This window comes from Micromonospora sp. NPDC047740, from assembly GCF_043204735.1.
In the GTDB taxonomy this organism is placed as follows: Bacteria; Actinomycetota; Actinomycetes; order Mycobacteriales; family Micromonosporaceae; genus Micromonospora.
The window spans coordinates 1-24,538 of sequence record NZ_JBIDCT010000029.1; the positions used below are offsets into that span (position 1 = coordinate 1).

The 24,538-nt window shown below is 68.8% G+C and carries 20 protein-coding genes and 2 pseudogenes; 11 read left to right on the plus strand and 11 right to left on the minus strand.

Annotation, left to right across the window (positions count from 1 at the left end):
- Window positions 1-143: 143 nt before the first annotated feature.
- A pseudogene (locus ACGF4F_RS34320) lies at window positions 144-940 on the minus strand (low temperature requirement protein A).
- A 405-nt stretch (window positions 941-1,345) separates the two neighbouring features.
- Here ACGF4F_RS34320 and ACGF4F_RS34325 point away from each other — a divergent pair.
- The 3 genes from ACGF4F_RS34325 to ACGF4F_RS34335 all read left to right on the plus strand — a co-directional run bounded on the left by ACGF4F_RS34325 (window position 1,346) and on the right by ACGF4F_RS34335 (window position 5,318).
- Window positions 1,346-2,572 (plus strand): epoxide hydrolase family protein, encoded by a 1,227-nt coding sequence (locus ACGF4F_RS34325; RefSeq protein ID WP_357444312.1) that lies wholly within the window; start codon window positions 1,346-1,348, stop codon window positions 2,570-2,572.
- Window positions 2,573-2,739: 167 nt separating this feature from the next.
- A complete protein-coding gene (locus tag ACGF4F_RS34330; RefSeq protein ID WP_357444309.1) occupies window positions 2,740-3,519 on the plus strand; it encodes an alpha/beta hydrolase in 780 nt (259 codons plus the stop codon).
- A gap of 458 nt (window positions 3,520-3,977) precedes the next feature.
- A complete protein-coding gene (locus ACGF4F_RS34335) occupies window positions 3,978-5,318 on the plus strand; it encodes an MFS transporter (RefSeq protein ID WP_357444306.1) in 1,341 nt (446 codons plus the stop codon).
- A gap of 105 nt (window positions 5,319-5,423) precedes the next feature.
- Here the strand turns inward: ACGF4F_RS34335 and ACGF4F_RS34340 are convergent, their stop codons facing one another.
- The 6 genes from ACGF4F_RS34340 to ACGF4F_RS34365 form a co-directional block, all read right to left on the minus strand.
- Window positions 5,424-6,347: a cation diffusion facilitator family transporter gene (locus ACGF4F_RS34340; protein ID WP_393084282.1), complete on the minus strand. Its 924-nt coding sequence runs from the start codon at window positions 6,345-6,347 to the stop codon at window positions 5,424-5,426.
- A gap of 144 nt (window positions 6,348-6,491) precedes the next feature.
- Window positions 6,492-6,758 carry a GlsB/YeaQ/YmgE family stress response membrane protein gene (locus ACGF4F_RS34345; protein ID WP_357444299.1) on the minus strand — a complete coding sequence of 89 codons (267 nt, stop codon included), beginning with the start codon at window positions 6,756-6,758 and terminating at the stop codon, window positions 6,492-6,494.
- 135 nt (window positions 6,759-6,893) lie between these two features.
- Window positions 6,894-7,109, minus strand: a complete 216-nt coding sequence (locus tag ACGF4F_RS34350; RefSeq protein ID WP_357444296.1) for a hypothetical protein — start codon at window positions 7,107-7,109, stop codon at window positions 6,894-6,896.
- A gap of 105 nt (window positions 7,110-7,214) precedes the next feature.
- On the minus strand, window positions 7,215-8,300 hold the full coding sequence (locus ACGF4F_RS34355) for a sporulation protein (RefSeq protein WP_393084287.1): 1,086 nt from the start codon (window positions 8,298-8,300) through the stop codon (window positions 7,215-7,217).
- 208 nt (window positions 8,301-8,508) lie between these two features.
- Entirely contained in the window at window positions 8,509-9,465 is a 957-nt protein-coding gene (locus tag ACGF4F_RS34360; RefSeq protein ID WP_393084290.1) for a hypothetical protein, read from the minus strand.
- 206 nt (window positions 9,466-9,671) lie between these two features.
- Complete coding sequence (locus tag ACGF4F_RS34365; protein WP_357444287.1) at window positions 9,672-10,970, minus strand: hemolysin family protein; 1,299 nt, start codon at window positions 10,968-10,970, stop codon at window positions 9,672-9,674.
- Between the two features lie 262 nt (window positions 10,971-11,232).
- Here ACGF4F_RS34365 and ACGF4F_RS34370 point away from each other — a divergent pair, with 262 nt between their 5' ends.
- The 4 genes and pseudogenes from ACGF4F_RS34370 to ACGF4F_RS34385 all read left to right on the plus strand — a co-directional run bounded on the left by ACGF4F_RS34370 (window position 11,233) and on the right by ACGF4F_RS34385 (window position 14,761).
- The gene (locus ACGF4F_RS34370; protein ID WP_357444284.1) at window positions 11,233-11,613 is read left to right on the plus strand and encodes a YccF domain-containing protein; all 381 of its coding nucleotides are present in this window, start codon (window positions 11,233-11,235) and stop codon (window positions 11,611-11,613) included.
- Window positions 11,614-12,467: 854 nt separating this feature from the next.
- Window positions 12,468-12,821 (plus strand): hypothetical protein, encoded by a 354-nt coding sequence (locus ACGF4F_RS34375; RefSeq protein WP_091302886.1) that lies wholly within the window; start codon window positions 12,468-12,470, stop codon window positions 12,819-12,821.
- Between the two features lie 2 nt (window positions 12,822-12,823).
- Window positions 12,824-13,475 (plus strand): annotated as a pseudogene (locus ACGF4F_RS34380) (nucleotidyl transferase AbiEii/AbiGii toxin family protein).
- A 32-nt stretch (window positions 13,476-13,507) separates the two neighbouring features.
- Entirely contained in the window at window positions 13,508-14,761 is a 1,254-nt protein-coding gene (locus tag ACGF4F_RS34385; protein ID WP_393084294.1) for a DUF6880 family protein, read from the plus strand.
- Between the two features lie 158 nt (window positions 14,762-14,919).
- On the opposite strand, the gene ACGF4F_RS34390 is transcribed toward ACGF4F_RS34385, so the two are convergent.
- Window positions 14,920-15,606: a FadR/GntR family transcriptional regulator gene (locus ACGF4F_RS34390; protein WP_393084297.1), complete on the minus strand. Its 687-nt coding sequence runs from the start codon at window positions 15,604-15,606 to the stop codon at window positions 14,920-14,922.
- 14 nt (window positions 15,607-15,620) lie between these two features.
- Window positions 15,621-16,145, minus strand: a complete 525-nt coding sequence (locus ACGF4F_RS34395) for an epimerase (protein ID WP_393084300.1) — start codon at window positions 16,143-16,145, stop codon at window positions 15,621-15,623.
- Window positions 16,146-16,525: 380 nt separating this feature from the next.
- Here ACGF4F_RS34395 and ACGF4F_RS34400 point away from each other — a divergent pair, with 380 nt between their 5' ends.
- Window positions 16,526-18,220, plus strand: a complete 1,695-nt coding sequence (locus ACGF4F_RS34400; protein WP_393084303.1) for a 2-isopropylmalate synthase — start codon at window positions 16,526-16,528, stop codon at window positions 18,218-18,220.
- 130 nt (window positions 18,221-18,350) lie between these two features.
- On the opposite strand, the gene ACGF4F_RS34405 is transcribed toward ACGF4F_RS34400, so the two are convergent.
- Together ACGF4F_RS34405 and ACGF4F_RS34410 are read right to left on the minus strand one after the other, a co-directional pair.
- On the minus strand, window positions 18,351-18,578 hold the full coding sequence (locus ACGF4F_RS34405) for a hypothetical protein (RefSeq protein WP_393084306.1): 228 nt from the start codon (window positions 18,576-18,578) through the stop codon (window positions 18,351-18,353).
- Window positions 18,579-18,648: 70 nt separating this feature from the next.
- A complete protein-coding gene (locus ACGF4F_RS34410) occupies window positions 18,649-19,014 on the minus strand; it encodes a MarR family winged helix-turn-helix transcriptional regulator (protein ID WP_393084309.1) in 366 nt (121 codons plus the stop codon).
- Window positions 19,015-19,358: 344 nt separating this feature from the next.
- Here ACGF4F_RS34410 and ACGF4F_RS34415 point away from each other — a divergent pair, with 344 nt between their 5' ends.
- The 3 genes from ACGF4F_RS34415 to ACGF4F_RS34425 are packed head-to-tail and all read left to right on the plus strand — an operon-like array spanning window position 19,359 to window position 24,525.
- Window positions 19,359-20,366 (plus strand): ABC transporter ATP-binding protein, encoded by a 1,008-nt coding sequence (locus ACGF4F_RS34415; RefSeq protein ID WP_393084312.1) that lies wholly within the window; start codon window positions 19,359-19,361, stop codon window positions 20,364-20,366.
- Entirely contained in the window at window positions 20,363-21,718 is a 1,356-nt protein-coding gene (locus ACGF4F_RS34420) for an ABC transporter permease (RefSeq protein ID WP_393084315.1), read from the plus strand. The genes ACGF4F_RS34415 and ACGF4F_RS34420 overlap by 4 nt, the downstream gene beginning before the upstream one ends.
- Before the next feature lie 35 nt (window positions 21,719-21,753).
- On the plus strand, window positions 21,754-24,525 hold the full coding sequence (locus tag ACGF4F_RS34425; protein ID WP_393084318.1) for a bifunctional YncE family protein/alkaline phosphatase family protein: 2,772 nt from the start codon (window positions 21,754-21,756) through the stop codon (window positions 24,523-24,525).
- Window positions 24,526-24,538: the final 13 nt, after the last annotated feature.

The following is a 24,538-nucleotide window of genomic DNA, read 5'->3' on the forward strand; positions in this document are numbered from 1 at the left end:
GCCCTCAGCCAGCGGCAGCTTCCCGGTCACCGGCTCATCGCCGCGACATCGATCCAGGAGAACCCGCGATCACGACCGGCCCACGTCACCGGAATCCCCCCGAACCAGCCCAAAGACGAAGCGCCATGATCCACACGGCCAATTTAGGACCACCGACGATTCCTAATCAAGTTGGTCAGCCTGCTGTTCACGTAGGTGGTGTAAATCCACCAGATGCTGGCCGGCAGAAGGAAGGCCGCAAAGGCGGCGGCCACCACGCGGGCGGGCGGGTGGGCGGTGGGTGCCGCGTCACGCAGGTTGGTCAGCGTGGCGCCGAGCAGAATGATGGTGAACTGCCCCAGCCGTTCAGGCAGGTGGGTGCTGTGTACGGGATGGCGGCGCAGCCAGCGGCGGCCGAGCCACGGGGTGAGCAGCTCGATAGCCAGGGCGGTGATCCACACTGCCGGTCGTACGGTCGGGGAGATGGCCAGTGACCCAGCCCAGAGCAACCACCCGGTACCGAATCCGGTGAGATAGACGGCGACCAGATCCCAGGCGGACCGGTCGGCTGCGAGGACTCGCAGGTACATCAGGAGCAGAAAGCCACGCACGATCAGGTACCCGACCGGCAGCAGCAGGCCGGAGGGGCCTGCTGCACGCCGAGGGTAATGGCGCCAGCACCAACCGTCGCAGCCAGCACGAGCAGTCGGTGCAGAGTGTCGTCCGGGTCGTAGCGGGTGTCGTAGAAAGACTGGCCGATCCATGACCACTGGATGAGCACGTAAAGCACGATGGCAACGGCGAGTTCTTGCACACTCGGCGATGCCCGGATGTCCAACCGCGCGGTCACGCCCAGCAGGGCCAGGACGAATACCAGGTCGAAGAAGAGTTCAAGCCAGGTGGCATGCCGCTCTTCGTTCAGCTCCGGCCCGCCGGGGTAGCGTAGCCCCAGCAGACCCACGGTACGGGACAGCCGGGCCAACCTGCCACCTCCGGCCAATCACCCACCCCCACGCCGTCACCGCCATTAGTAATCATTACCTAACGGGTCGTGCCACCATGCCGAGACCCACCCTGCTGCACCGGTTCCTGCCGCGGCTGAGCCACCGAGTTGCGCAGCGTCTCGTGGTCGACACCCGACCCCGGGCCCACGTCCCGAATCGCTGCGGCAGGAAACGAGCACCAGGCCGGCATTGCCGCAGCGCTCGACGGCACAGGCACCCGACCCAGCGGTCCCCCCGTCGGGCTCCCGGACAAATCCGGTACCCACCCGTCTCGGCTCGGCTCGCCGAACTCATGCGACAACCAGGTGTAGGCCCCGATCGTGGTGGTACTCGGATGCCCCTGGCGAGGAGCGGAGGCCCATGTGGCTGTCAAGACCGAAGAGCGGGTGGGCATCGCAGGTGTCCGGCCGTTCACGGTCGAGGTCCCCGAGGCGGACCTTGAAGCGCTGCGCACGCGCATCAGGGCCACGCGCTGGCCCGAGAGGCAGACCGTCGCTGATCACTCGCACGGCGTACCGCTCGAATCAAGCCAGGCACTCGCGCGCTATTGGGAGAAGGAGTACGACTGGCGCAACGTCGAGGCGAGGCTGAATGCACTACCGAACTTCGTCACCGAGATCGACGGGCTCGACATCCACTTCATCCACGTCCGATCGAAACACGAAGGCGCCCTGCCGCTCATCGTCACACACGGCTGGCCCGGCTCGATCATCGAACAGCTGAAAATCATCGGCCCGCTCACCGATCCCACGGCACACGGCGCGAGCGCGTCGGACGCCTTCCATCTGGTGATCCCGTCCCTGCCGGGCTACGGGTTCTCCGGCAAGCCGACCACGCCAGGCTGGGGCCCGGAACACATCGCACGCGCCTGGATCGAACTGATGAAGCGCCTCGGCTACAACCGATTCGTCGCCCAGGGCGGCGACTGGGGCGCGCTCATCACCGACCTCATCGGTCTGCAGGCGCCCCCGGAACTGCTCGGCATTCACACCAACATGCCCGGTGCGGTTCCCCCCGACATCGATGCACTGATCCAGTCCGACATCACCGGGATAAACAAGGCACTCAGCAAGCTGCCCTCCAACCTCTCAGAAGAGGAGAAGCGCGCCTGCGGGCAGCTCGACTTCTTCTGGAAGCATGGAGCGTACGCCCTCGTGATGGGGACGCGCCCCGAGACGTTGACCGAACTCGCGGACTCCCCCATCGCTCTGGCGAGCTTCATGCTGGACCATGACGCAGCCAGCCTGGAGCTGATCTGCCGGGCCTTCGCCGGCCAACCCGGCGGCCTCACGCGAGACGACATCCTCGACAACATCACCCTCTACTGGCTGACGAACACGGGGGTTTCGGCGGCTCGTCTCTACGCGGAGAACAAGCTGTCCTTCTTGTCCGCGAAGGGCGTCTCCGTGCCGACCGCCGTGAGCGTCTTCCCGGACGAGCTCTACGAGGCGCCGCGGAGCTGGGCGGAGCGGGCGTACCCCAATCTCATCCACTACAACCGGCTCGACCGGGGCGGGCACTTCGCGGCCTGGGAACAACCGCAGCTCCTCACCGAAGAGCTTCGTGCCGGTTTCCGGCCGCTCCGCTAGCCGAGGCGATTCGGGTATGCCGACCGTGGTGTCGGGTACGCGAAACGGACTGACGACTGCGAGGGGGAGACATGGACGGCGCACGGATCCCACCCGGATTCACGGAACAGACGGCCCGGGTCGGTCAAATCACGATCAATTACGTACGCGGTGGTCAGGGCGAGACAATGGTCCTGCTGCACGGCTATCCGCAGACGTGGTTCATGTGGCGCAAGGTCCTGCCGGAGCTCGCCAAGCGGTACACCGTCATCGCGCCCGACCTGCGCGGCGCTGGCGGGAGCGACGCCCCGGCAAGCGGATACGACAAGAAGACCCTCGCCCGGGACGTACACGACCTCCTCGCCCAACTCGGGCTCGAACGGGACATCTGCCTGGTTGGCCACGACATCGGCACCATGGTCGCGTACGCGTACGCCGCCGCCTACGGCGATCAGGTGAGCAAGCTCGTCCTCACCGAGGCACCCATCCCCGACCAGAGCCTGTATCAGGCTCCGTCGCTCACTCCAAGCGGGCCGGGCCTGTGGAATTTCGGGTTCTTCAGCCTCCCGAACGGGCTGCCGGAGCAGATCGTGGCCGGCCGGGAGGAGCTCTGGGTGGATCGGTTCACCGACTCGATGGAGGTGCAGAAGACCGGCATCGGCAAGGACGAGGTCGCGGAGTACGCCCGGTACCTTCAGGACGACGCCCACCTGCGGGCAAGCTTCGAGTATTTCCGCGCCCTTCCACAGGACGTCGCCGACAACGCCGAGTACGCCAAGACCAAACTCGCCATGCCAGTGCTCGCCCTGGGCGCCCGGGCGAGCCTCGGGGACGCCGTATCCCAACAGGCCGCCCAATACGCCGCCAATGTCAGCGGCGACGTCATCGAGGACTGTGGCCACTGGATCTTCGAGGAACGCCCCGCCGAACTCACGAGCCAGCTGCTGGAGTTCCTCCAACCGGCCTGACCCGACTGTGAGCGTGGCAGGGTCGGCTCGGCAGTGGTGAGCTGATAGCCGGCAGTGGCAGGCGTGACCCTTGGCCTGACTGGCTTCGTGCCTTTGACGGGACTTGTCCGTCTGCTGCTGCCGGCGCCGGCCCCGGCGGGAGACGTTTGGCTTGATCAGGAGCTTGACTGCCAGTTAGCGGCTGGCGTGTCTCATCACAGTCCTGCCATCTCCGCACCGGACCGGAGTCCTGGGTGGCTCCGTTGAGTTCGAGCGCTGGTCGGAGGTGCTGCTGGCCGTCGCTTGGTCGGGGTACCGACGGCAGGGTTCAGCGGTTGGGGATACCCGGCCCGGTGGCACGCCACGAGAGCGCCGTCGTGTGCGCACAGGGGTGGCTGTGCCCGCTGACCCCCCGGGCCCAGGGACGTCGTGAGCACCGGCGGCCGACAAGGCCGAGGGACACCGTAAGCTGGGGGATCATGGCTTCTCGCCGCTTTCATGACCTTCGTGCCGTCTTCGGCGTGCCGGCGTTCCGGCGGCTGCTCGGCGTGCGGCTGGGTGGGCAGTTCACCGACGGCATATTTCAGGCCGCGCTCGCCGGCAGCGTGTTGTTCAACCCGGACCGGCACACCACGCCGACGGGGATCGCCCTGGCCGCGGCAGCGTTGGTCCTGCCGTACTCGCTGGTGGGGCCGTTCGCGGGAGTGCTCCTGGATCGGTGGAGTCGCCGGTCGGTGATCGTCTGGACCAATCTGCTCCGCGCGGCACTGGTGCTGCCGATCGCCGCGGCCATCGTCGTCGGCGACGAAGGCATGGTGTTCCTCATCGGGACGCTCGCGGTGATCGGGCTGGGGCGCCTGCTGCTGTCGGGGATGTCCGCGGCGACGCCGCACGTGGTGGCCGACGATTACCTCGTCACGGCGAACGCCGTGGGCGGCACCGCCGGCTCCGTGGCCTACTCGGCGGGCCTGGGCTGCGCCCTGCTTCTGCTACGCGCTGTGTTCCCCGCCGGGGACGCCGGATACGCGGCGGTCGCGCTGCTCGCCGTCGTCGGTTACGGGGCGTGCGCCGTGCTGGCCCGATTCTTCTTCTCCCGACCGCAGTTGGGTCCGGACGAGGTGGTGCCGCACCGCCCCGGGCTGGTGGGTGAGGCCGGGGCGGTGCTGCGGGGCATGTTCGACGGAGTTCGACACCTGCGGTCGGCGCGCGGCGCCGCGTACGCGATGGCAACGCAGGCGGGGTTCCGGGTGCTCTTCGGCGCTCTCGCCTTGGCGCTGCTGTTGCTCTACCGAAGCGCCTTCGGCACCGACGTGGCCGACGTGTCGGCGCAGCTGGGTCTGGTGTTCGCGGCAGGGGCGATCGGGGTGCTGCTCGCCGCGGTGGTGACGCCGGCGGTGTCGCGACGGATCGGCGGCTGGCGGTGGGTGACCGGTCTGCTCGGGGCGCTGGCGGTGGCGGTGCCGGTGTTCGGGCTACCGTTCGCCTCGCCGCTGCTGGTGATCCTCGTGCTGCTGGTCAACCTGGCCGGTCACGGTGTCAAGATCGTGGTGGACACGATGGTGCAGCACGAGTGCGCCGACGCGTTCCGGGGGCGGGTGTTCGCGGTTAACGACACCCTGTTCAACCTTGCCTACGCTGCCGGCATGGTGGGGGTGTCACGGTTCCTGCCGGATGATGGGCGGTCGGCGGGGTTGCTGGCCGGCGCAGCGCTCGGGTTCGCGGCTCTTGCCATCGGCTACGGGATCGCCGCCGGCCGGTGGGCCCGCCGGGTGGGAGACGACATCGCCACACCCGCCGGTCTGGTTTCGTCCAGTCGCTGACGGCACCCGTTTCGTCGTTCCCAGCAGCGGACAGACCCCGGCCAGACGGCATGTCTCCGTCGCGGCCGGGGTCTGGAGGTTCCTTTCGTGCCCGCTGGACACCGGTCAGGCGGTCACCGTGACACGATCGATGTCGGGTTCGAGGTAGACGACGCGGGCGGCCGGCAGCGCCTGGCGCAGGCGTGCTTCGGCGTCGTCGATGGTGGCCGCGATGCTTGCCCCGTTGTCGGTCGCGTCAACGGCGATCTTGACGGCGACGAGCAGGTCCTCGGGTCCGAGGTGCATGGTGCGCAGGTGGATCACCCGGTCCACGCCCGGCGTGGACAGCAGCGCGGTGTGGATGGCGGCGACCTCCTCGGGAAGGGCCGACTCGCCGATCAGCAGGCTCTTGATCTCGGTGGCAAGGATGACGGCGATGCTGACCAGCAGCAGGCCGATGCAGCCGGTGGCGATGCCGTCGAAGATGCCGTTGCCGGTGATGATGCTGAGCCCGACGCCGAGCAGCGCCAGGACCAGACCAAGCAGCGCCCCTGCGTCTTCGAGGAGGATGACCGGCAGTTCGGGGGCGCGGGCGCGGCGGACGAAGGCGATCCAGCCCTGCCCGTTGCGGGTGCGGTTGGCCTCGGCGACAGCGGTGCGCAGGGCGTAACCCTCGAGGGCCATGGCGATCAGCAGCACGGCCACCGCGATCAGCGGGGAGGACAGCTCCTGCGGGTGGCTGATCTTGTGCCAGCTCTCGTAGAGGGCGTAGAGGCCACCAAGGGTGAACAGGATGATCGCCACGAGGAACGCGTAGATGTAGCGTTCGCGGGCGTAGCCGAACGGGTGCAGGGCTGTGGGGGTGCGGCGGGCGCGTTTGCCGCCGACGAGCAGCAGCGCCTGGTTGGTCGAGTCGGCCACCGAGTGCACGCCCTCGGCGAGCATCGACGCCGAACCGGTGATCGCCGCGGCGACGAACTTGCTGATCGCGATACCCAGGTTCGCCGCCAGCGCCGTCACCACGGCCTTGGTGCTGCCCTCCGCCGCCATCGGCGTAGTCCTTTCATGAGCGGGTCAGATGGGGTGACCAGTGTGCCAGCGAACCCGCCCGGTCCGGTCAGCGGATGGCCGCATATCGGCGGGCGCAGGACGCCGGCCCGCCCAGGGATGGACGGGCCGGCGTCAGGGCTCGTGTCAGCGGCGGCGGCCGTAGGCGCCGGACGCGACCGACACGCCGATCGCGGCGAAGGCGACCTGGAGAGCCAGTTCGATCCAGTCGATGCCGCGGGTGTCGGCGACGCCGAAGGCCCCGGCGACGAGGGTGCCGAGCAGCGCGGCGACCACGCCGATGAGCAGGGTCAGCCAGATCGGGATGCTCTGTTTACCGGGTACGACCAGCCGGCCCAGCGCGCCGATGATGAGACCGATGATGATCGCGGTGAAGATGCCGGTAACTTCCACGAGAGCGTCCCTTCCCAGGCGGGTGTCTGCGTCCAGCGTTGCCCAGTCCCGCAAGGTGGCTAAACCGCTGTCGGAATGGGCGGATGCCCGGGCGGCCACGGGACCTGGCCGCCCGGGCATCGCCGGGAGAGTGTGTTACTTGGCCAGGGCGACCAGGGCGCTGGCGGTACGGAAGTACGGGTTGCGGCCAAGGTCGCCGATCGTGACGATGCCCAGCGCCTCCTTGAGCAGCTTGGCACCACCGTCGCTGACGCCGGCAAGGGCGGACACCGGGGCGTCGACCAACTCGGTCAGGCTCTTGTCCTGGTAGGCCTTGTCGACCAGCGTGGTGAGATCGGCGGTAACGGGCATGAACACTCCTTCTCCACGTAGCCTGGCATTTCCGGCTACATCCGGCGAACCGGGTTGAATTAGATCATCACCCGTGCGGGCAAGTCCACAAGGGACTCACTGGGGTCAGCCTTCGTCCTCGCCACCCTCGTCGTCGCCGAACGAGTCGAAGACCTCCTCGGCGATCATGCCGCCGGCGAAGCCGAGCGCCGCGCCGCCGACCATGCCCGCGACCATGCCGCCCATGCCGGAGCCGTGCCGCTCATGGTGGTGCTCTTCCTTGTAGTGGCCGCCGGGGTGGCCGTAGCCGGGCGCCCCGTAGGCGGCGTGCCCGTAGCCGGGCTGGCGGTAGCCGGGCGGTGGAGGAGGCGGGTAGCCACCCGGCATGCCGTACCCGTGCGCGGGCTGGCCGTAGCCGTGGCTGGCGCGCAGGCTCTGGTACTGGTCGAGGGCCTGGCGGACCCACCCGTCGACCTGCGCGGTCCAGTCGACGCGGTCGGCGTCGGCGTGGGCGACCTGGTAGCGGCCGTAGGAGTCGTGTCCGCCGCTGAACAGGCCACCGCGCTTGTCGAACTCCAGCACAACGTCGACGCCGTGTTCGTTGGTGACGAAGGTCAACTCGACCTCGTTGACGCCCTGCGCGTACTGCGGGGCCGGGAAGTACTCGATCTCCTGGTAGAAGGGCAGGCTCTGGTGCAGGCCATAGATGTGGCCGCGTTCCAGGTCGGCGCCCTTGAACTGGAACCCGAGCCGACCGAATGCCTCGAGGATGCGCTCCTGGACCGGCAGCGGGTGCACGTACACCGGATCGAGGTCGCCCTTGTCCACCGCGCCGCGGATGGCCACCTCGGTGCGCAGGCCCATGGTCATGCCGTGCAGCTGCTGCCCGTACAGGCTGGTCACCGGCGTCTCCCAGGGCATCGCCAGCTGGAACGGCAGCGACAGGTGCTGCCCCTCCCGCAGCAGCAGCCCGCCGGCAACACCGACCCGATGGAACTCGACGAACGCGTCGTACTCCTCCCCCGCGCCCTGCATCTCCACCCTGGTGACCAACCCGACGGTGACCTGGTCGATCTGCACGTCATGGCTGCCGCCGACGAGGTTCACCTGCCCGCCCAGCGTCAGTCCCGGGCGGGTGTTGGGATTGGACAGGACCGCGTCGACGCTGGGTCCGCCCACCCCGAACGCGCCCAGCATCTTCTTGAACACCACTACGTCTCCCTCGAACCCTCGTAACGCAACAAGATCACTGGCGTCCATAATGGATGCCGCTGGCCGAGAAACCTAACAAAACAACCTGAAAGTAGCTGAGTGCGTTCGCTCAGTTACCGTAAGGTAGTGTCGCGTTCGTGAACCCGGAGCGGGGGAGCTCAAGTCCTCCTCCCGCGGCAGTTCGTTTCGCGGCGGCGCCCTCGAGCCCCTACCGCTTGCCGGTACGGCGTGACCGAGCCATGCCGAGCAACCCCGCGACGACCAGGACCAGACCGACCGCGCCCACCGCGCCGATCAGCGCCCTCACTCGGCCCTCGGTTGCTGACGCACCCCTTGCGGCGGCGCTGGGGGTGGGGGTGTGCCTGGCTGCGCTCGACGAGGCTGCCTGGGCGACCGCCGGCACGGGATAGCGCAGGACTGTGGGCTTCGTGCCCGGCGGTTGGTCGGCGGTTTCGGAGACGGTGAGCAGGAACCGTCCGTCTCGGCTGTAGGTGATCGACTCGCCCTGGGGCTCGTCGGGCAGCGGGACGACCCGAGGGGTGCCGCCGGTCAGTGCGGCAACGACATCACCATCGACGACGTCGAACTCGAACGCGTCGGCGTAGGTACGCAGCACCACCCGGCGCCTGTCCGGCGCCGTAGCGGCACCAGTCACCACGGCACGGCCGAGGAAGGAAAACGGGTTGCTGGTGGTGGTGCGCGGCAGACTCACCTGCCCGACCTGCTCCAGGGGCACCGTCGCGCCCGGCTTCAGGTCGCCGGTCGCGGCGTACAGGCCGGCTGTGCCGCCCTGCTTCGTCACGATGATCGGCCGGCCGTCGCCGGCCATGAGGAGCGCTTCCGCGTCGTGCGGGCCGTCCGGGTACGTCATCCGGTGCAGCACCGGCCGGTCACCGCCCGGCGGCAACTTCCACAGCGCGACGGTCTCCCGGGAGCGGTCGTTGTCGCCGATGTCGGCGACCCACAGCGTCCCGTCGGCGCCCATAGCCAGGTCCTCGGTGTCCCTTGGGCGGGAGGGGTAACGCACGGTGCGGACCACCTTGCAGCCGGCGTCGAGGAAGAAGATCCGGCGGCGCGGCTCCTCATCGGCGCTGTCGTTGACCACGACGAACCCCGTCTCGGTGACGACCATCCCGGAGATCTCAGTCAGCCGGCTGTCCCGCACCTGGCAAACCGGAGTCCCCCGCGACGCCGTGGGCGTGGGCGACGGACTCGCCGCCGCCTGACCCGAACCGGACGCAACAACCAGAACTGCGGCAGCGGCTACTGCCCCCGCGCGCCAGAGGACCGACCCGTGTCCCGCCACCTCGTGCCCCCTTCGGTCGCACCGCCAACGCCGGGCCCGGTCGACCATGGGTGTCCTAGCGACGATCAGGCCTCGTCCTCGCCGACCTCATCGGTGGGAACGGGCCGAAGGCGCACCCGGGTGATGGCCCGACCCGTCACCTCCACCACCTCTGCGGTGAGCCCGGGCAGCCGTACGATCTCTCCCGCCGTCTTCGGGATGTGCCCGAGGTGAGCCAGGATCAGACCGGCGACCGTGGTGTAGTCGCCCGCCTCCAGGGTTTCCTCGTCGAGGTCGACGCCGATGTCCGTCAGGTCGTGCAGCGGGAACCCGCCGGGCAGCAGCAGCGACCCGTCCGCCGCCTTGACGACGGCTTGGACATCCCGGTCGGTCTCGTCGTAAATCTCCCCGACGATCTCCTCGACCAGGTCCTCCATCGTGACGATCCCGTCGATCGACCCGCGCTCATCGACGACCAGGGCGAACTGCTGCCGCTGCTGACGCATCTCCCGGATCGCCTCGGTGACCTTCAGCGTCTCCGGCAGATACAGCGCCGGGCTGACATGGTCGGCGACCGGACCTTCCTGGTCGAGCAGGTCCCGCAGGTGCACCACACCAACCGTGTCGTCCAGGCCACCGCGGCCGACGACCGGCGCGCGGGTCTGCCCCGACTTACCCAACTCCCGCAACGCCTCCGGCGCGGACAACGACTCCGACAAGGTGACCACGTCCCGGCGCGGCACGAGGATCTCCCGCAGGATCCGCTCCGCCACCTCGAACGCCCCGGAAATGATCATCCGATGCTCCGGCGTCAGGTTCCGCTGCGCGGCGACCATGTCCCGCAGTTCCTCGGTGGTGACCTCTTCCCGCCGGGCACGCGGGTCACCCCCGGCGAGCCGGACGACCATGTCCGTGGCCTTGCCGAGCAACCAGACCGCCGGCCGGGAGAACGCCGACAGCGAGTCCAGCGGTCGGGCGACCAGCAGCGACCACCCCTCGGCACGCTGCATCGCGATGCGCTTGGGCGCCAGCTCGCCGAGGACGAGCGTGACGAACGTCAGCACGATCGTCACCACGACAATCGACACCGGCTCCGCTGCGGAGCCAAGAAAGCCCAGGGGCTTCACCAGGGGTGCGGCCAGCGACACCGCCGCGGCCGCGGACGCCAGGAAGCCGGCGAGGGTGATACCGATTTGAATCGTCGCCAGGAACCGGTTCGGATCCCGTGCCAGCTTCGCCAGAACCCGCCCGCCGCGGGAGGCGCGCTCCAAGCGCTGCAACTGGCTCTCACGCAGCGACACCAACGCCATCTCGCTGCCCGCGAACACTGCGTTCACCAACACCAGCACGAGCACCAGCGTGACCTGCACGCCATAGCCGCCCACGGACTGTTCAACGCCTCCCTCACCTCGGGCCCTCCGGGACATCCACCGTAGCGGTACCCGCACTCCACCGGAGCCGCCCCATCCGCCAGACCTACGGCCGGGCGGTCTCGGCTTGGAAGGCATCCTGCTCCTGGCCAGCGATGCCGCCATGCCCGGGCGTCCTCGCCCTGCACGCGGCTAGCCGAATCCCTTCCTGGCCCCGACAATCAGCAGCAACCGGGGGTCCAGGCGACCGGTGGCGAGCGTTGTTCATGCTGTAGGCGTGATTCGCTTCGTGCTGAACGTTCTCTGGCTCATCTTCGGCGGCGGCATCGTCCTCGCGGCCGGCTACGGCATCGCCGCCCTCATCTGCTTCCTGCTGGTCGTCACCATCCCCTTCGGCGTCGCCTCTCTGCGCCTGGCCGTCTACTCTCTGTGGCCCTTCGGCCGCACCCTCGTACCAAAGCCGGGCGCAGGCGTCGCCTCCGGACTGGCCAACATCCTTTGGGTGGTCCTGGCCGGCTGGTGGCTGGCCCTGTCCCACATCGTCGCCGGCGTCATGCTCTGCTTCACGATCATCGGGATCCCGTTTGGCATCGCCAACTTCAAACTCGTGCCCGCTGCGTTCTGGCCTCTCGGACGCGAGGTCGTCGACGCTCCCTGACCGCCGCTCGCCGGGAGGCTCTGGCCCTTCCCGGTTATCGGCGCCCGGCCGGTTGGCTGCCGACTCGCCGTCGCTCGCGAGTTGGACGGCGCGGCTCGCCAACTCCGGCCTCCGGCAGCCGCCGCTCCAGATCAGCGACGATCGCGTGCACCCGGGCCAGTTGCTCGCGGACCGACGGCTCACCGGGATCACGGAGGTCCTCCGGCGGGCGAGTTCGCTCCGCGGCGGCGCGCTCTTCCTGGTGTGCCTCCTGCAGGGCGTTTAGGACCACACCCACAACCTCGCCGTCGACACCCCGCCCGCTCTGCGGGTCGCTGCTGCGTTCACCGAACTCACCCACGCGATCTGATCGCGGACCCGGCACGGGTTCAACACGTCCGCCGATCCGATAATGCAACGGCGCCCGTCGACCAGCTCGCCGCGATTGAGGTGGGTCCGTGCCTGGACGAACAACCGTGTACCCACCGCCACGCGCACGGACTCCTCGTCCTCGGTCAGCAGCCGCCGCGCCAAGGTCACCTCCACCACATCTGGCCCGGGCAGCCGCGAGCGTATCCTGCCGCAAGGTGGGCAGTGCTTAGCGCCACCCGGTCCGTCCGCCCCGTCGGCTCGGGCACGAGCGGACTGCGGCCCGGCATGGTCGACCGGAGGCTGCCGACGTCCGGCGCGAGAACTTCGAACCCCGCGAGCGGCGGCAGCCTGACCCGCGTCTAGTGCGGATCGGCACGCGTGTGTTCGTCCTTGCCAGCGATGATCATCAGGCCGCAGGGCAGGCCGGTCCCGGGAGATCAGATGGCCGGCAGGTCGATGTCGTGGCGCCGCTCAGACGTACGATCTGGGCGGGAGGTAGAGACATGGCCAGCGGCAATGGCGCACCGCCTGGGTCACGGTATGTGGACCAGCGGCACTTCGTGGTCGCCGCCACCCTGTCCGACCTGCGCGGTCCGGTTCGCGGTGTGGTGACGCTGGATCGGTGGCTGGACTGGTCCGGCGACAGCACCTACGACTTGGACGACGCCGGTGATCTGCAGCTGATGTACCAGACGGTGCTGAACCAGGCCAATTCGGTCGACGACTTGCGTCGGTGGTTGCATGGCCCGACTTTGCGCCGTTTGTGGCCCAGCTTGTGGCTCCCGGCACGGCTGCGGGCGTTGTGGCAGGCACGCTTTCCCGAGCTAAGCACCCCGCCGCAGACGCTGGCCGGGTAAGGGTGGATCAGGCTCACCTCCGCTTGGCGGAGATCGGGCTGCGGGTCGCTGCCCGCTACGGGTTCGCGTTGGCCGGTGGCTACGCCGTGCAGGCCCACGGCATCCTCGACCGCCCCAGCGAGGACATCGACCTGTTCACGGCGTGGGAGCGTCGTAGCGAGTTCGCCGCAGCAGTGGACGCGGTAGTCGACGGCTACCGCGACGGCGGGTATTCCGTCGAGGTGACGCAGCAGTTCGACACCTTCGCCCGGCTCGCGGTCACCGATCCCGCTCAACCTGCCCATCCGTACAAGGTCGAACTGGCGGCCAACTGGCGCGCGTTGCCGCCGGTGATGATGGACGTCGGGCCGGTGCTGCACGCCGACGACGTCGTCGCGGGCAAGATGTCCGCCCTGTACACGCGCCGAGCCCCGAGACTTCCTGGGCATCGACGCGGCCCTCATGACCGGTCGCTACACCCGGACACGGCTGTGCGAGCTGGCCGAACAATCCGACGCGGGATTCGACCGGCGCATCCTGGCGGACCTGTTCGGCATGCTGGAGCGGTACCCGGACCGACGTTTCGCCGCCTACGGCGCCCACCCCGCCCATATCAGCGAAATGCGCAGACGCTTCGCGCAATGGCGCGAAGAACTCACCGCCAACCTGCCCTAGGTCCTCGCGGAAGTTCTGGTGTGATGTACCCGGTGAGCGCAGGGAACGAGAATGAGCTGACTGTGCTGGTGGATCGGTTGCGGCGGGATCGCCGTCGTGACCCGTACGCGGGCCGGCAGGCCTACTCGCAGACGGCACGTGAGGTCGCGGACCGCTGCGCCCGGCTGATCGACGCGGGTGACGCGGCGGTCGCGGTGCAGGTGCTGCGCAAGGCAGTCGATCGGATGACGACCGCCTTGATGTACATGGACAGCTCCTCCGGGGTACTCGGCAACGACCTCGCCTATCTGATGGAGCTCTACGCCCGGGCGTGCCGGGCGGCACCGCCACGACCCACTGGCCTGGCCGCGTGGCTGGTCCGGCTCGTCTGCGACGGCCCTGGCTGGCCGGACGTGATCCTGCGCGAGTGGGCGCCGGCTCTCGGGGCGAAAGGCCTGGCCGAGGTGACCCGCTTGGTCGAGCAGCGTGCCTCGGTAGCGGATCCCGACAACTGGCACCAGCAGTGGACGGCACGGCACCTACGCGAGCAGCTCGCCGAGGTCTCCGGCGACGTGGACCGGTACGTGGCCGTGCTGGCGGAGCACCTGGTAAGCGCCGACCAGTACGAGCGCGTCGTACGGGTGCTGGCCGAGGCGGGACGACCCGCCGACGCAATCGACTGGGCGCGACGTGGACTCGCCGAACACCCCACCGGCCACCAATCCGCGCGGCTGCGTGACCTGCTGGTGGGGTTGCTGATCGAGACCGGCGAACCGCGCGCCGCGGTGGCCGAGCGTCGGGCTGCGTTCGACGAGCAGCCGACCATCGACAACCTCCGGCCACTGCTGGCGACGGTGGCCGAGACCGACCGCGATGAAACCCACACCGAGTGGGCGCTGACCGTGGTACGCGACCGCGTCGCCCAGCAGCCCGGCTACCTGCCCCACCTGATCGACGCGCTGCACCGTACCGGCCGTGACGATGAGGCCTGGCACACCGGGCTCGCACGCCTGGACGAGTTGCCCACCCGGCAACGCGTCGAACTCCTGCGCCGTCGGCAACAGAGCCATCCGGCCGACGTGCGCGAGCCCTACCGGGCACTCGTCAACGCCCACCTGTTGGACTCACATGACAAGCGCCGCTACGACACAGCCATCACGCTGATTTGCCATCTGCGTGACGCATACGCGGCCACCGGCGAGACCGACCAGTTCGCCAAATACCTGGACGAGTTGCGTGGACAGCACCGGCGCCGGCCGGCGTTCCTGGCTAAGCTCGACGCCGCCCGCCTCCACCCCGGCCGGTAGAGGATCGTGCTCTTGCCAGCACCGTTGGGCCGTTAAGGCCCAGTGCTCGCCCGGATGCACGGCGAAGCTGATCGAGTCGAGGATGGTGCGCTCGCCGCGCCGGAACGTGACCTCGGCGAGCTCGACGACCGGCCGTCTGCTGGCTGCGACGTCGGTCCTCACGCCAGCGCCGCCTTCAGTGAGGCGAGGTGGGCCCGGCTCAGCTGAGCGGCCGCGGTGGGCTCGCGGTCGGCGATGGCTTGCACGAGTGCGGCGTGTGCCTCCTGGTCGTTGCCTGATGCGTCGGAGTCGCAGGGCGTGCCGGCTGGTTGCAGGTTGAGCATGTCGATCATCGCCTGGCGGACCCGTGGCACGAATCCGTCGAAGAGTTCCAGTAGGACGTTGTTATGGGCCGCGGCCACGACGGTGCGGTGCATTGCCATATCGGTATCGACGTACTCCTCGATGGTCTGCCCTCCTGTGATGCGTTGTGCGAGGGCGCGTCGCATCGCGCGTATGTCCGATGCGGTACGCCGCTGCGCAGCAAGGGCTGCAGCCTCGGTCTCGATGGCGATGCGGCCCTCGATGACCGCAGCGATGTCTGCCTGCCGCAGTACCACGTCCCAGTCCTCACGGACGTCGAGCGCGGTAACAAACACGCCGGCACCCTGCCGAGTCTGGAGCACGCCCCGCCCGGCCAGCTGTCGGATCGCTTCTCGAACCGTCGAACGGCCGACGCCGAGCTGAGGACCCAACGTCGTCTCGCCGGGAAGCTTGGCTCCGATCTGCCACTCGCCCGAGCGGATCCGCTCGAGAAGGAGTCGCGCCGCCTGGTCGGCCAGTGAGGTTCGCTGTACCTGTTTCATGAGCTGTGACCCTCTCAGTCCGACGTGGCGGTGTTGTCGGTGATCGTGAGGATGCCGGTAGGCCGATCCAGTGCGACGATCGTGCGTTCAGCGGCGGCATCGATGTGGATGATGGGCGGGCCGACCGGCGGGACGTTGGGGTAGAAGGTCCCGGGTCCGTAGGACTGGCCGTATCGCAGCACCACGCCGCCGAAGCCGAGAACGGCGTCCTCGAGAGCCCGGACCGCGTTGGCACCGTCGCAGGGTGGCAGTTCCCAGGCGACGCTCTGCGCGAAGAGTCGCCCGCAGTCAGCGGCGGTGGCGGCAGCGATGAGATTGCGTGTCCCGGCGATGCGGATGCGTGGGTTGTCGGTCCGCCGTACCGGCAGTTCCTCGACGGTGTCGGGGAGCTCGGTGAGCTCGTGAAGGATGAGGTCGGGTCGGAAGTCGCTTGTGGCAGTCGTGAGCGCCGCTGCATCGTAGACATCGCACAGCACCGGCTGCGCACCGAGCGCCTGGACCAGCTCGGCCTTCGCTGCGGTACGGGTCATTCCCGCCACCGTGTGGCCGCCTGGGTGAGCAACGGTAGAAGGCGAGATCCGATCGCTCCGGTCGCGCCCGCGACGAAGACGCGAAGTCGCGGAACTTCGGAGGCAGCATTGGCCCGTTCGTCGTGCATGACGAACATCCTACCTGTCTGCCTGTCTACTTGTCCGAGGAGTTGTGTTAACGTGATGGCGTGCTGATCCCGCAGGTACTTCTCCTTCGCCGCCACGGCGGGGCCTAGTCGAACCGGCTCCCCTCCGTGGAGTCGACGAACGCGCCGGTTCACCCAACCAGGAGAAGGAACCGCAGCATGTCCACATTTCCCGGCATCAGCACGCCAGCAGGGCCGGTCCCGTCTGACGCACCCGCATGGAACCGCCAGCGCGCCTCCCAGATGCCTTCGCACCGCTACCGCGACGTCTACACGCGGGTCGAGGTCCCACTCACCGAACGCGACTGGCCCAGCCGCCGCCTGACCCAGGCGCCCTTGTGGGTCCCGGTCGACCTGCGTGACGGCAACCAGGCCCTGCCCGAGCCGATGGACCCTGCCCGCAAGCGCCGGTTCTTCGAGCTGATGGTCGCGATGGGGTACAAGGAGATCGAGATCGGCTACCCCTCGGCGTCACAAACGGACTTCGACTTCGTGCGTCTCATCGCACAGTCGGATATCGCCCCTGACGATGTCACGATCGTGGTCTTCACCCCGGCCCGCCGCGACCTGATCGAGCGGACCGTCGACTCGATTCGCGGCATCCCCAACCCGGTCGTCATCCACATGTACACCGCGACCGCTCCGACCTGGCGCGACGTTGTGCTCGACAAGGGGCGCGACGAACTGCGTGAGCTGATCCTCGCCGGTGGCCGCGATGTGCTCGATCTCGCGGGTCACCTGCCGAACGTACGGTTCGAGTTCTCCCCGGAGGTCTTCAACCTCACCGAGCCCGAGTACGTCATCGAGGTCTGTGACGCCATGACCGAGCTGTGGGACGCGACTCCGGAGCGTCCGGTGATCCTCAACCTGCCGGCCACCATCGAGATCGCCACCCCCAACGTGTACGCCGACCAGATCGAGCACATACACAAACATGTCGCCCGACGCGACGCGGTGATCCTCTCGGTCCACCCCCATAACGACCGCGGTACCGGCATCGCCTGCGCCGAGCTAGCCGTCCTCGCGGGCGCGCAGCGCGTTGAGGGATGCATCTTCGGCAACGGAGAGCGCACCGGCAACGTCGACATCGCCGCCCTGGCTCTGAACCTGCACGCCCAAGGGGTCGACCCGATGATCGACTTCTCCGACATCGACGAGATCCGCCGCACCGTCGAGTACTGCAACCGCATCGAAGTGCATTCGCGGCACCCTTACGTCGGCGACCTCGTGCACACCGCGTTCAGCGGCACCCACCAGGACGCGATCAAGAAGGGCTTCGCCGAACACCGCAACCGCGCAGCAGCCGAGAACCGCCCGGAGCGAGACATCGAGTGGCGGGTGCCCTACCTGCCCATCGACCCCGCTGACATCGGGCGGAACTACGACGCGGTCATCCGCGTCAACTCCCAGTCCGGCAAGGGCGGCATCGCCTACCTGCTGGAGACCGAGTTCGGGATCGAGCTGCCCCGCCGTCTCCAGATCGACTTCGCCCGCCGAGTTCAGGAACGTACCGACACCACCGGGCTCGAGATCGAGCCACCACAGCTGCTCGAGCTGTTCGAATCCGTTTACCTGACCTCCGACGCCGATGGGATCGAGCTGGTCGACCTCGAATCCGTGAGCCACGACGGCATCAGACGTACGACCGTCAGCCTGCGCATCGACGGAGTCGAGCACAAGGGCATCTACGACGACATCGGCCCCGTCGAAGCCACCACCCAGTTGCTCGAGGAGCAGCACATCGGCGTCGAGATCCTCTCCCTCCACCAGTCCTCGCTCACGACTGGGAGCGACAGCGAAGCGCTGACCCTCATCGAATACCGCAACAGCTGCGGCCCCCACTGGGCCGCAGGGCGAGACCGGTCGGTCCTCACCGCCAGCGTGAACGCCGTACTCCGCGCCGCGCGCTCGACCGCGGCCACCCTCGCGTCAACCTGAGCCCCGCCTGCCCGGAACGTGCGGGCTTGGCCGACGGGTCGGCAGGCGTAGACCGGAGTCGGCCTGCAGATCGGCGAGGGTGACACCGAGGTGAGCCAGCAGCTGCCGGGCGGCGGCGACACGGGCAGGATCAGCTGTCATTGGGGACTCCGATCACCTGGGCATGCAGGTCGGCCAGCAGCCGCGCGACGGTCCTGGCCGGGTGGATCACCAGCAGGTCATGGGCGACCAGGGCGGCGAGCAGCAGCGGCTGCCCAGCCGCGATGGCGCACATCTGCCGTGCGCTGGCCGGTAGCGGCAGCTCCCCCCGGCTGCCCACCACGTGCGGCCCGGCCAGCGCCGAGGCGACGACCAGCATCCCGGCGTGCGGATCGATGCTGATGCGGTGACCCGGGTCCAGCCCAGCGCGCGCAGCAGCCCGCGTTCGGTCACCCGGCCGGAACGGTCCGGGCAAGCCATACCGAGCAGGCGCCTACGGAGACGACATGGTGCGGGTCGGCTTCCTCCAGCATCCTGAAGCCGTCGTCGGTCAGGTGCAGGATGCAGCCCCGCGCGTCCTGCGGATCGGGCTCCTTGTCGATGAGTCCCCGGCCCTGCATGCGGGCCGCGTGGTGGGACAGCCGGCTGCGCGACCACTCCATCTTGGCGGCGAGGTCCTTGAGCGCCCACCTACGGTTTGGCTCCTCCGACAGGGTGCTCAGCACCTCGTAGTCCGCCGGTGACAGCCCCGAGTCGCGGGCCAGGTCCCGGCCGAGCCGTGCCGGCAGCGCTATCAGCAGGCGCCGGAAAGACACCAGCACTTCCGGGCCCGTCGAGGGACTGAGGCTGACCGCTGCCCGACCTGACGACCTGGCCGAACTGCTCGTGCTCTAGCGGTGATGTTGGGTGCAGGAGGCCATCGCGAACCACACCCTCGACCTGCAGCCGCTACGGGAGACACTCGATGACCTGCTCGCATCGATGTCGGGCAGCCCGTCTGACCTATTTGCGCGACCTCCTAGGCGTTTGGTTGGACGTTTGCAATACGTTCAGCAAATCGATCGGGTCAGGTCGTCTGGGCTCCTTAGGTTCGCCGTCGAAGGAAGTTGGAGTTGGCAACTGTTTTTGGCTGCTCGCGGCCGGATGGGACGAGACCCCGATGCAACCAGCTGCTGCCGTTCGTGCGCGCGGCATCACCAAGACCTTCGGCGATGTCATCGCCCTCGACGGGGTCGATCTTGACCTCCCCGAGGGGCAGATCCACGGGCTTGTCGGGCCCAACGGCGCCGGCAAGACCACTCTCCTGGGCATGCTGCTGGGCCTGGCGGTGGCCGACGGCGGCTCGCTGGAGATCCTCGGCTCACCGGTCGGGCGCATCCTGTCGGTGCCCGGCGGCGTCGCGGGCTTCGTGGACGGCCCCGGTCTGTATCCCGAGCTGACGGCGCGCCAGAACCTTGCGGCCCTGGTCTCCCTGCGGAGCGGCGCCGGCCGCTCCGCCGACGTCGACGAGCTGCTCGACCGGGTCGGGCTCACCGAGGTGGCGGGTGACAGCGTCCGCGGTTTCTCGCTCGGCATGCGGCAGCGCCTCGGGCTGGCCGCCGCCCTGCTCGGCGAGCCGCGTCTGCTGGTCCTCGACGAGCCGGCCAACGGCCTCGACCCCGCCGGCAAGCGACAGGTCCACCAGGTCCTCACCGACCTCGCCGAGGCCGGCGGCACCGTGGTCCTCTCCAGTCACCGCATGGACGACCTCGCGGCGCTCTGTGACGACGTCACCCTGCTGTCCACCGGCCGGGTCGTCTTCTCGGGCCCGGTGCACAAGCTGGCCACGGAGAGCGGCGAGCTCGACTACCGGCTCGTCACGACCGACGCCGACGGCGCACGCCGGCTCGCCGCCGACATCCCGGGCCTGAGCCAGGTCGCGGGCCGGAAGTCGCAGTCGCAGTACGACGACCAGTCGGTCGTCGTGCGGGGCCCGGAGCCGGCCCTCGACGACCTGGTCGCCCGGCTCGTCGGCGCGGGCATCGCGATCCGCGAGCTCGGCCCCGTTGTGCCCCCTCTGGAGGCCGCTTTCCTGGCGCTCACCGGCGCCGACGCCGACACCGACCCCGGCCCAGACGCCGGCATCAGCCCTGGCTCCACCCCCGACCTCCAGGAGACCTCCCGATGACCGCGGCCATCGTCGATGCCCCCGTCCGCACGCAGCCACAGCCCGTGGCGGTGAGCCGCTGCTACACGTTCGAGCTGGTCAAGCTGGTCTCGCAGTGGCGCGTCCGGCTGGTCTTCCTGGCGTGCCTGCTCGCCCCGGCCATCTACACGGCGGTGATCAGCCAGCAGACCTCCCTTCCCGCCGACGCGGTCTACGGCCGCTGGATGAACCAGTCCGGCTGGGCGGGCTCCCTGGTCATCCTCGACGTCATGGGCACGTTGGTGCTGCCCCTGCTCACCTGTCTCGTGGCCGGTGACGTCTTCGCCGTCGAGGACCGGCTCGGCACGTGGCGGCACCTGATGGTCGCGGTGCGCTCGCCGCGCCGGATCTTCGTGTCCAAGGCGATGGCCGCGCTCACTGTCACCCTGGCGCTTCTCGCCGCACTCCTCGTGTCGTCGCTGGCCGGCGGCCTGCTGGCGCTCGGCACCCAGCCGATGCCGGGACTGGACGGGCACATCATGGACTCCGGTGAGCTCACCCGGACGGTCCTCCTCGGCTGGCTGGCCATCGTCCCGTCCACGCTCGCCTTCTCCGCGGTCGGCCTGCTCGGGTCGGTCGCGCTGGGGCGCTCCCCGCTGGGCCTACTGATGCCGGTGGTCATCGCGCTCATCCTCGAAGGTGTCCAGCTGATGCCGGTCCCGGTGGCGCTCCGGGTGGCGACGCCGATGAACGCCTTCATTACCTACCGCGGCCTCTTCACGGCCCCAGGTCAGCTCGGGTCGCTGTGGATCGGGCTCGCCGTCAGCCTGGCCTGGACGGCCCTGGCCACCTACCTCGCCTACCGGCTCTTCGTGCGTCGCGACTTCACCGACCTGGCCTACGACGGCATGGGCCGCCGCTTCCTGGTCGCGGGTCTGGCCCCGCTGGCGGGCCTGGCCGCGGTCACGACCGTGGTCGTCGCCGTGACCACGGGTGCCAACGGCACGGGCATCGAGCGGCCCAAGCTCGAGGCCTCGCTGGCGACGTCGTTCTCGCACCTGTACGTCCTGCAGACCGAGCAGCTCAACCGGCAGGCGGTCACCAAGGAGCAGCTCCACGCCACGGCCAAGTGCGACAAGGCCGGGGAGCGCGTCGAGGACCACGGTCCGGGCGCCGACTGGCGCTGCGTCGTGACGTGGACCCTCCCTGGTGCGACCGCGACCGGCAACGCGATCTACCAGCTCGACGTGACCGCGGACGGACGGTACGTCGCCGACGGCGACGGGCCGAAGGAGGTCAACGGGTTCTTCCAGGTCGCCACCCCCCTGGGCGACCGACCGAACCCGCTGTGGCAGTTCGACGGAGTCGTCGACCTGCTGGCAACTACAAAGTGAAGGGAAACCAGATGAATGTAAGGCGCAACCGCGTCGTGAAGCGGCCTCGTCGTCGCCTCCTGCGCTCGTTGCCCACCGGCCTCGTGGCCGGCGGCGTGGCCCTCGCGGTCACGATCACGGGTGGTGTTGCCTACGGTTCCACCAGGGGTTTCGGCAAGAACCTGGTCGGCGAGGAGTACACCGACGGCCTACAGATCTCCTCCAACCAGATCATCAAGCCGCTCGGCGAGCGGCTCGTGACCAACTACGGCAAGTTCATGGGCTCCACGATCAGCCCCGACGGCCGCTTCCTGGCCGCGACCGCCAACGACCGGTCGATCTCGCTGCAGATCTTCGACCTGGAGACCTACCAGCTGATCTTCCGCGCGGGCACCGCCTCAGGCGCCAACCTGCGTCCCTCCGACAACACCGTCGGCCAGGAGAGCCCCCTCTACTCCCCCGACGGCAAGTTCCTCTTCATGCCGAACGCGACCGGCATCACCCGGTTCCCGGTCAACGCCGACGGCACCCTGGCGGCCGGCACCAAGATCGCCATCCCCAACCTGACCGGCCCCACCCGTCAGGCGCTCACCGCCGGCATGACGTTCTCGCCCGACGGCAGCACGCTGTACGCCGCCGTCAACGGCCAGAACACCGTCGTCGCGATCGACCCGGTCGCGGGCACCATCAAGGCGACCTACCCCGTCGGCATCGCGCCGCGTCAGCTGAAGTTCGTCGGCACCAAGCTCTACGTCAGCGACGAGGGCGGCCGCCTGGCTCAGCCGGGTGAGGACACCATCAAGTCCTACGGCACCAACGTCCCGGCGGACCCGGTGCTCGGCACCTCGACCACTGGTGTCCTCAGCGTCATCGACACGGCCAACGCCGCGGCGCCCATCGGCCAGATCGAGGTCGGTCTCCACCCGACCGACATGCACCTCGAGGGCAGCGCGCTCTACGTGGCCAACACCAACGACGACACCATCTCGGTGGTCGACACCACCACGGACAAGGTCGTCCAGACGATCGAGACCAAGCCCTGGCAGAGCTCGGAGGTCGGCTACGAGCCCGACGCGATCGCCGTGTACAACGGCCGTCTGCTGGTCAGCCTCGGCCGTGCCAACGCGATCGCCGTCTACAAGCTCGGCGAGAGCGCGCTCGACCCGGTCAGCTACGTCGGCCTCGTCCCGACCGACTACTACCCCGAGGACGTCTTCTCGGTCGGCGACCAGATCGTCGTGGCCAACCGTCGCGGCATCGACGCCCGGGGACCGGCCATCACCTACAACCAGGGCTTCGGCACCACCCCGGCGACCGGTCACGGCACCCACGCCACGACCGCCTCGCTGACCCGCTTCACCCTCCCCTCCGACAGCGAGATCAGGGACACCTACACCCCGCAGGTCTTCAAGCAGAACGGCTGGGGCGGTGCGGACAGCGACGTCAAGCGCGCCGTCCGCAGCAGCAACGTGGCGCCCCTGCCCGTGCCCCGGCGCATCGGTGACCCCTCGCCGATCAAGCACGTCTTCATGCTGGTCAAGGAGAACCGCACCTACGACCAGGTCCACGGCGACATGCCCGAGGGCAACGGCGACCCGTCGCTGGCCCAGTTCGGCGAGCAGGTCACGCCCAACATCCACGCGCTCTCGCGGCAGTTCGGTCTCTACGACAACACCTACGACGTCGGCACGAACTCCGCCGAGGGTCACAACTGGCTGATGCAGGGCGACAACCCGGAGTACACCGAGTCCAGCGCGGGTGAGTACGTCCGCAGCTACGACACCCAGGAGGACGTGCTGGGCCACCAGCGCTCGGGCTTCCTGTGGACCGCCGTGATGGCCGCCGGCCACTCCGCCAAGAACTTCGGCGAGTTCGTCTACTCCTCCAGCGGCAAGCCGGCCGGCTCGACCTGGCAGCAGTACTACTGCGCCGCGCAGAACGTCGACCAGGGCGGCGACCCGGCGCAGCTGACCAGCCCCGCGCTCAAGGGCAACTACGGCTCGCCGATCCCCTCGCTCAACAACATCACCGTGCCGACCGCACCCCCGTTCGACATGCAGATCCCCGACCTGTACCGCTACCAGATCTGGAAGGACGACTTCCAGAAGAACGGTCCGGCGGAGTTCAACATGGTGTGGCTCTCCGACGACCACACCGGTGGTCCGGTGTCCCAGCGGTCGAACGTCGCCGGTGGCGACCTCGCGCTGGGCAAGATCGTCGAGACGATCTCGCACAGCCCGTACTGGAAGGACTCCGCGATCTTCGTGGTCGAGGACGACAGCCAGGCCGGCCCTGACCACGTCGACGGCCACCGGGCCCCGATCCAGGTCATCAGCCCGTACGCCGTCCACGGCAAGACGGTCTCGACCTACTACTCCCAGATCAACATGGTCCGCACCATCGAGCAGATCCTGGGTGCGGAGCCGCTCAACCAGAAGGTCGCCGCGGCCACCCCGATGTACGGCGCCTTCACGCCCAAGGCCGACCTCACGCCGTACACCGCGAAGGCCAACAACATCTCGCTGACCGAGAACATCAAGACCGCGCCCGCGTGCGGCCTCGACACGCCGACCGGCGCCAACGCGGCCGCCCTCCAGGGCCCCGTCCCGGCGAGCTTCGTCTCCTACTCGGAGGCGTGGGACAAGTGGGCCTCGAAGCAGCGCCTCACCGGCAAGTGGGCGCAGGCCGACTACGCGAACCCGGAGCTGATGAACCGGTACACGTGGTACGGCGCCCACAACTGGGACCTGCCCTACCCGGGTGACGCCAAGATCTACCTGCCGAAGGATGTGCCGGGCGCAGCCCTGCCCGGCACCGACGTCGACTGACCTTGCGTCACAC

Excerpts from the sequence above, each read along its gene's own strand:
- ACGF4F_RS34335 (WP_357444306.1), top strand. The coding sequence starts at position 3,978 with ATGGCTTCTCGCCGCTTTCATGACCTTCGTGCCGTCTTCGGCGTGCCG.
- ACGF4F_RS34400 (WP_393084303.1), top strand. The coding sequence starts at position 16,526 with ATGCCTTCGCACCGCTACCGCGACGTCTACACGCGGGTCGAGGTCCCA.
- ACGF4F_RS34340 (WP_393084282.1), bottom strand. The coding sequence starts at position 6,347 with ATGGCGGCGGAGGGCAGCACCAAGGCCGTGGTGACGGCGCTGGCGGCG.
- ACGF4F_RS34330 (WP_357444309.1), top strand. The coding sequence starts at position 2,740 with ATGGTCCTGCTGCACGGCTATCCGCAGACGTGGTTCATGTGGCGCAAG.
- ACGF4F_RS34375 (WP_091302886.1), top strand. The coding sequence starts at position 12,468 with ATGGCCAGCGGCAATGGCGCACCGCCTGGGTCACGGTATGTGGACCAG.
- ACGF4F_RS34415 (WP_393084312.1), top strand. The coding sequence starts at position 19,359 with ATGCAACCAGCTGCTGCCGTTCGTGCGCGCGGCATCACCAAGACCTTC.
- ACGF4F_RS34390 (WP_393084297.1), bottom strand. The coding sequence starts at position 15,606 with ATGAAACAGGTACAGCGAACCTCACTGGCCGACCAGGCGGCGCGACTC.
- ACGF4F_RS34420 (WP_393084315.1), top strand. The coding sequence starts at position 20,363 with ATGACCGCGGCCATCGTCGATGCCCCCGTCCGCACGCAGCCACAGCCC.
- ACGF4F_RS34405 (WP_393084306.1), bottom strand. The coding sequence starts at position 18,578 with ATGCTGGTCGTCGCCTCGGCGCTGGCCGGGCCGCACGTGGTGGGCAGC.
- ACGF4F_RS34350 (WP_357444296.1), bottom strand. The coding sequence starts at position 7,109 with ATGCCCGTTACCGCCGATCTCACCACGCTGGTCGACAAGGCCTACCAG.